Origin of the sequence: Pseudoxanthomonas sp. 22568 (assembly GCF_052044485.1) — a bacterium.
In the GTDB taxonomy this organism is placed as follows: domain Bacteria; phylum Pseudomonadota; class Gammaproteobacteria; order Xanthomonadales; family Xanthomonadaceae; genus Pseudoxanthomonas_A; species Pseudoxanthomonas_A beigongshangi.
The window spans coordinates 112,059-118,824 of the sequence record NZ_JBQENC010000014.1; the positions used below are offsets into that span (position 1 = coordinate 112,059).

The 6,766-nt window shown below is 65.7% G+C and carries 5 protein-coding genes; 4 read left to right on the forward strand and 1 reads right to left on the reverse strand.

Features of this window, described 5'->3' with window-relative positions:
• Positions 1 to 83: 83 nt before the first annotated feature.
• Entirely contained in the window at positions 84 to 1,301 is a 1,218-nt protein-coding gene (gene fabV, locus ACTJI2_RS16620) for an enoyl-ACP reductase FabV (protein ID WP_183639917.1), read from the forward strand.
• 345 nt (positions 1,302 to 1,646) lie between these two features.
• Here fabV and ACTJI2_RS16625 read toward each other — a convergent pair whose 3' ends face one another.
• On the reverse strand, positions 1,647 to 2,816 hold the full coding sequence (locus tag ACTJI2_RS16625) for a class I SAM-dependent rRNA methyltransferase (protein WP_141454902.1): 1,170 nt from the start codon (positions 2,814 to 2,816) through the stop codon (positions 1,647 to 1,649).
• A 249-nt stretch (positions 2,817 to 3,065) separates the two neighbouring features.
• Between ACTJI2_RS16625 and ACTJI2_RS16630 the strand changes: the two genes are divergently transcribed.
• The 3 genes from ACTJI2_RS16630 (at position 3,066) to ACTJI2_RS16640 (ending at position 6,506) form a co-directional block, all read left to right on the forward strand.
• Entirely contained in the window at positions 3,066 to 4,025 is a 960-nt protein-coding gene (locus ACTJI2_RS16630; RefSeq protein WP_183639913.1) for a TerC family protein, read from the forward strand.
• A 93-nt stretch (positions 4,026 to 4,118) separates the two neighbouring features.
• On the forward strand, positions 4,119 to 4,898 hold the full coding sequence (locus ACTJI2_RS16635; RefSeq protein WP_440842776.1) for a rhomboid family intramembrane serine protease: 780 nt from the start codon (positions 4,119 to 4,121) through the stop codon (positions 4,896 to 4,898).
• A gap of 456 nt (positions 4,899 to 5,354) precedes the next feature.
• Entirely contained in the window at positions 5,355 to 6,506 is a 1,152-nt protein-coding gene (locus ACTJI2_RS16640) for a glycoside hydrolase family 18 protein (protein WP_440842777.1), read from the forward strand.
• The last annotated feature ends 260 nt before the right edge of the window (positions 6,507 to 6,766 follow it).

The following is a 6,766-nucleotide window of genomic DNA, read 5'->3' on the forward strand; positions in this document are numbered from 1 at the left end:
TGCCACCGATACCGGCCTGCTTCATTCCGCGGGGCGCGGGCGGGTAAGATGCCGCGCAGACAAACACCGCCTGGTACCCGACGTTGATCATCCATCCCAAAGTCCGCGGCTTCATCTGCACCACCACCCATCCGCTCGGTTGCGAGCTCAACGTCCGTGACCAGATCGCCGCCACGCGCGCGCAGGGCGTGCGCACGGACGGTCCGAAGAAGGTATTGGTGATTGGTGCGTCCAGCGGCTACGGGCTGGCGGCGCGCATCTCGGCCGCGTTCGGCTTTGGCGCGGACACCCTGGGCGTGTTCTTCGAGAAGCCGGGCAGCGAGAAGAAGGCCGGCACCGCCGGTTGGTACAACGCCGCAGCGTTCGACAAGTTCGCCAAGGAAGCCGGGCTCTACAGCCGCTCCATCAATGGCGACGCGTTCTCCGACGAAGCCCGCGCCCAGGTCATCGAGCTGATCAAGAACGAAATGGGTGGCCAGGTCGACCTGGTGATCTACTCGCTGGCCTCGCCGGTGCGCAAGCTGCCCTCGACCGGCGAGCTGAAGCGCTCGGCGCTCAAGCCGATCGGCGCGGCCTACACCTCCACCGCCATCGACACCAACAAGGACGCCATCATCCAGGCGACCATCGAGCCGGCGACCGAGCAGGAGATCGAGGACACGATCACCGTGATGGGCGGTCAGGACTGGGAACTGTGGATCGACGCGCTGGCCAAGGCCGGCGTGCTGGCCGACGGCGCGCGCACGGTCGCCTTCAGCTATATCGGCACCGACATCACCTGGCCGATCTACTGGCATGGCGCGCTGGGCCGGGCCAAGGTCGATCTGGACCAGACCGCGCACCGCCTGGACAAGCGCCTGGAAGCGACCGGCGGCGGTGCCAATGTCGCGGTGCTGAAGTCGGTGGTGACCCAGGCCAGCTCGGCGATTCCGGTGATGCCGCTGTACATCAGCATCGTGTTCAAGGTGATGAAGGAATTGGGCCTGCACGAAGGCACCATCGAGCAGCTCGACCGACTGTTCCGCGATCGCATGTACCGCGCGGACGGCCAACCGGCACAGACCGACGACGAGAACCGTCTGCGCCTGGACGACTGGGAACTGCGTCCGGAAGTGCAGGCCAAGGCCAAGGCGTTGTGGCCGCAGATCACCAGCGAGAACCTGTTCGCCCTGACCGACTACGCCAACTACAAGCATGAGTTCCTGAAGCTGTTCGGTTTCGAGCGCGATGACGTGGACTATGACGCCGACGTGGATCCTGATGTGAAGTTCGACTGCATCGAATTGTCGCCGGAAGGCTGAGGGGACGGGGAGCTTTTTGCTTCTGCCTCCCCCTTCGGAGAAGGGGGATTGAGGGGGATTCACTGTTTGCGCTAAGAGCAAATCCCCCGTCGCCTTCGGCGCCCGCCCCCTTTTTTCAAAGGGGGCTAAAAGAACGCCTTGTCGTCCGGGGCCTGCTTTGACCTCCCCCTTTGTAAAAGGGGGGAGGGGGATTCGCTTCTGGTCCAAGAGCAAGCGCTTCTCAACAGCCGAATGGCTGGTCAAGGGGGGCTAAGAGAAACTCTATCGTCCGGAGCCCGCTTTGCCCCCCCCTTTGTAAAAGGGGGATTGAGGGGGGTTTGCTTCTGCGGGTGTCCCGCCGACCGCTCAGTCCACCACCCGGCAGAACACCGCTTTCAGGTAGCGCGATTCCTGCACGTGCGCCATGAAGGGATGGTCGGCGCCGGCGCCGGACACCTTGAGAATCTGGATGGTGCGGCCGGAGAAGTAGGCCGCGCGGCGCAGCATGTCGAGGAACTGTTCCTCGCTGACCAGGCCGGTGCAGGAGAAGGTCGCGAACAGGCCGCCCGGCTTGACCACGCCCAGCGCCAGCTTGTTCATGTCCAGGTATTTCTTCAGCGCCGCGATGACCTGTTCGCGATCGCGGGTCATCTTGGCCGGATCCAGGATCACCACGTCGTACTGATCGCCCCGGTTCGCCGCATCGCGCAGGTACGGGAAAATGTCGGCCTGCACGAACTTCGGCCGGACGTCGTTCAAGCGCGCGTTGCCCTTGGCGATCTCGATCACATCCTGGTCGATGTCCACGCCGACCACTTCGCTGGCGCCGCGCGCGGCCGCGTAGACGGCGAAACCGCCCGTGTTGCAGCACAGGTCCAGCACCCGCTTGCCGCCACACTGGTGCGACAGCCATTCGCGGTTCTCGCGCTGGTCCGCGAAGAAGCCGGTCTTGTGCGCCCCGGCCGGATCGGCGCGGAACTTCACCCCGTACTCGCTGATGACGGCCGGCGGCACCGGATCACTGCCGCGGAAATCGAAGCTCTCCTGTTTCTGGATGTGCTCCTCGGCAAAGCTGTAGAAGCGTGCGCCGGGGAATTGTTCCTGCAGGGCCTCGTAGATCCACTCGCGGTGGCGGAACATGCCGGCGCTGAAGAACTCGACCACCAGCAGGTCGCCGTAGCGATCCACCACCAGGCCCGACAGGCCGTCGCCCTCGGCGTGGACCACCCGCCAGGCGTCGGTGGTCGCGTCCAGCTTGAGCACGTCACGCCGCAGCGACACCGCCTCAGCGATCTTGCGCGAGAACCAGCCGGCGTCGACCGGGACCTCCGGATGGGTCTCCAGGATGCGCACGGCGATGCGCGAATGGCCGTTGTAGAACCCCCGGCCAATCCACTCGCCGTCCACGCCGACCACGTCGACGATGCTGCCCGGCTTGGGCTTCTGGGCGGGCTTTTCCACCAGTTTCTGGAAGATCCACGGGTGGCTGGAGCGCCAGGCGTTCTTGAGGCGTACGACGGGGAGCGGGCTATTCATGAACGCCATTTTACCTTTCCCGTTGACCGGCCCGGCCCCTTGCCCTGAAAATCGCCGCCAGAAGGGGAGTAGCTCCCAACGTGCCGGCCGTCATTTCGAGCGTTCACGCTCCGGTCCCACGGCAGCCAGAGACCTGGCTGTGAGCGAGACCTTCGCCGCAACGGCGAAGATCTGCCCCGGAGTCCCCCCGATCCCGTGCATGCCTGTCGCCCTGCGGCCTGGACTTGACTCTTTCCGACGGGACTTTCGATGCAAACGATAGGCAATCCATGGTTGTGGGCCGGCTTCGCCGGCGTGGTGGTGATCGCGCTGCTGGTCGATCTGGTGCTGATGCGCCATGGCGGCGCGCACCGGGTGACGTTCAAGGAGGCGCTGTACTGGAGCCTGGGCTGGATCGGCCTGGCGCTGCTGTTCAACGCCGGCCTGTGGTGGTACGTCAATGAAACCGCCGGCGTGGCGATGGCCAACAAGGTCGGCCTGGAATTCCTCACCGGCTACCTGGTGGAGAAGTCGCTGGCGGTCGACAACATCTTCGTGTTCCTGATGCTGATGAGCTACTTCGCGGTGCCGGAGGAGCAGCGCCAGCGCGTGCTGGTGATCGGCATCCTCGGCGCGATCGTCCTGCGCAGCATCCTGATCTTCGCCGGAGCCGCGCTGTTGGCCCACTTCCACTGGCTGCTGTACGTGTTCGGCGCGTTCCTGCTGCTGACCGGCGTGAAGATGTGGTTCGCGGCCGGCAAGGAGCCGGATCTGGAGCGCAACCCGGTGCTGCGCTGGATGCGCGGGCACCTGCCGCTTTCACCCGAGTACCACGGCGAGGCGCTGAGCGTTGTCCGCGACGGCAAGCGCTGGTACACCCCGCTGTTCGTGGTGCTGGTGCTGATTGGCGTCACCGACGTGATCTTCGCGGTGGACAGCATCCCGGCGATCTTCGCGATCACCGCCGACCCGTTCATCGTGCTGACTTCCAACGTGTTCGCAGTGCTGGGCCTGCGCGCGATGTTCTTCCTGCTGGCCGGCATGGCCGATCGCTTCCACCTGCTGCCCTACGGCCTGGCGGTGGTGCTGGCCTTCATCGGCACCAAGATGCTGCTGATCGACGTGTTCAAGATCCCGGTGCTGTGGTCGCTGGCCGGCGTGGCCGCGATCCTGGGCGTGACCATCGCCCTCAGCCTGGCGCGTCCGGCCAAGCCGGGCACGCACGCCTGAGCGGCCGCCGGGACGGCCATCCCGCCCACGGGATGGTCTGTCCCCGGCCGCCGGCCCTTGCAAACGCGGGGGCCGGGCGCCATGCAGATTTCCATGGACCTGCATCATCCCGATCATCCCGCCTTCGACCCGGATACCCAGCGCCGGCACGACCGCCGGCGCCTGCTGTGGGCGCTGAACCTCAGCCTGGCCTTCGTGCTGCTGCTGGCGGTGGTGTTCTCGGCGCAGTCGAGTTTCAACTGGGCGCCGTTCGCCATCGCGCCGCTGCAGGTGCAGGGCCTCATCGGCATCCTGACCGCGCCGCTGCTGCACGGTTCGGTCGAGCACATCGCCGCCAACGCCACCGCCCTGCTGATGCTCGGCACCCTTGCCGGCGCGGTGTACCCGCGCGCGACCGCCTGCGCCGTGCCGCTGGTGTGGCTGGGGGCGGGACTGGGGCCGTGGCTGCTGGGCGATCCGGGCTCGCATCACCTCGGCGCCAGCGGCCTGACCCATGGCCTGATGTTCATGATCTTCATGCTCGGCCTGCTGCGCCGGGACCGCGCCGCGATCGCGGCCGGCATGATCGCCTTCCTGTTCTACGGCGGCATGGTGCTGAGCATTTTGCCGCAGGAACCCGGCGTGTCCTGGCAGGCGCACATGGGCGGCGCCGTCGGCGGCTTCATCGCCGCGCTCCTGTTCCGCCGGCTGGATCCACCGCTGCCGCGCAAGCGCTACAGCTGGGAAGACGAGGAAGAGTCGATCGCACCAATCGACGACGAACTGGAACCCCCGGCGCCGCGCGAGGTGCCGGTGCTGTGGGTGCGCCCGCAGGACGACGGCGTGCGCGGGGTGGTCCTGCGCTTTCCGCCGCGGGATCCGCCGGGGCAGTAGATCGCCGGCCTGTTGGTGCGATTCCACTGCGATCTGGTTGTTGTTCGAGCGGGTCGGGAATCGCGACTGACGTCGCTCCTACAGGGTGGGGTTCGCGGCCTGTTTCTTGTGGGAGCGACGTGAGTCGCGAGCTTTTGACTCCTAGTACGAGACGGGATTGTCGCGACTGACGTCGCTCCTACAAGGATGGATTCGTGGCACCGCTTTCTGTAGGAGCGACGTAAGTCGCGACCGCTTCTTGCGGAATGATGGAACACCACCCACACCCTACCCATCGTCCAATCTCTTGTCCTGCCGTCATCCGAACGGACATCCGGAGGCGCACGGCAGTCATCGCATGACCTTCCATCGCGAAGGAATGACGCCGCCCGGACATTCATCGCCATCGCGATTCGCGTCGCTTCCTCAATGTGAAAGTAATCGTATAGTGACGGCCCCGCTTGGAGTCGCGATGAAATGAGCAGATTGATTCGGTCAGGGTGGTTGGCGCTGGCTTTCGCTTTCTCGGTCGGCGCCGTCGAAACACAGGCCGCGCAGGCGAAGGACGATTCGGGATATCGAGTGATCGGCTACGTCTCCGACGGCGAGAAGCTTCCGCCGATCAGCGCGCGCAAGCTGGACGTCATCAACTTCGCCTTCGCCCACGTCAATCCGCAACATGAAGTGTTCCTGCCCCGCGAAACCGCGGCGCGCTCGCTGACGGGACTGACCGCGCTGCGCAAGGACAATCCGGATCTGAAGATCGTGCTGTCGATCGGCGGCTGGGGCGCGGGAAATTTCTCCGAAGCGGCCGCCACCGAAGCGGCGCGTGCGCGCTTCGCCGACACCGCGGTGGAACTGGTGCGCCGGCATGATCTGGACGGCGTGGATATCGACTGGGAATACCCCGGCCATCCCGGCCCGGGCATCAGCTACAGCGCCGACGACAAGGCCAACTTCCCGTTGATGCTGGAGGCTGTGCGCACGAAACTCGACGCGCTCGGCAAGACCCAGGGCGATCGGTATTACCTGCTGACCATCGCCGCGGCCGACGGTGACGCGGCGCGCGGCCTGGACATCCCGCGCATCTCGGCGATCCTGGACTGGATCAACCTGATGACCTACGACTTCTACGGCAGCCTCAAGCGCACCACGGGCCACCACGCCGGCCTGCGTCCGTCGCGCACGGCCGAGCCGGGCAGCCGCAACACGGTGCAGGCGGTGGAGGAGTTCCTCGCCGGCGGCACGCCGCCGCGCAAGCTGCACGTCGGCCTGGCGTTCTACGGCCGCACCTTCGACGAGGTGACCGACGGCAACAATGGCCTGGACCAGCCGTTCGCCAGCGGTGGCGGTTTCATTTCCTGGCGGGAGATTGCCCGCTCACGGCTGAACAAGGAAGGCTACGTCCGCCATTGGGACGAACAGGCGCAGGCGGCGTGGCTGTGGAATCCAACGCTGCGCAAGATGATCAGCTACGAGGATCCGCAGGCGCTGAAAGCCAAGGTGGCCTACGTGCGCGAGAAAGGCCTGGGCGGCGTGATGTACTGGGAGCAGAGCAATGACCCGGACGAGCAGCTGCTGGATGTGACCCGCGAAGCCCTGTTCACCGACACGCCCGCGAAACGCTGAACCGCGGAAATGCCTTCTTGCGGGAGCGACGTGAGTCGCGATGGCGGCTTCCGGCGCCGATGCACTGAAAGGCGTCGCGACTCACGTCGCTCCTACAGGGAAGGGTCGTGAGAATCGGATGCAATGCAACACCCGAATCGCCCTTGTAGGAGCGACGTCAGTCGCGACGGCGGCTTCCGGAGCCGATGCGCTGAAAGGCGTCGCGACTCACGTCGCTCCTACAGGGAAGGGTCGTGAGAATCGGATGCAATGCAACACCC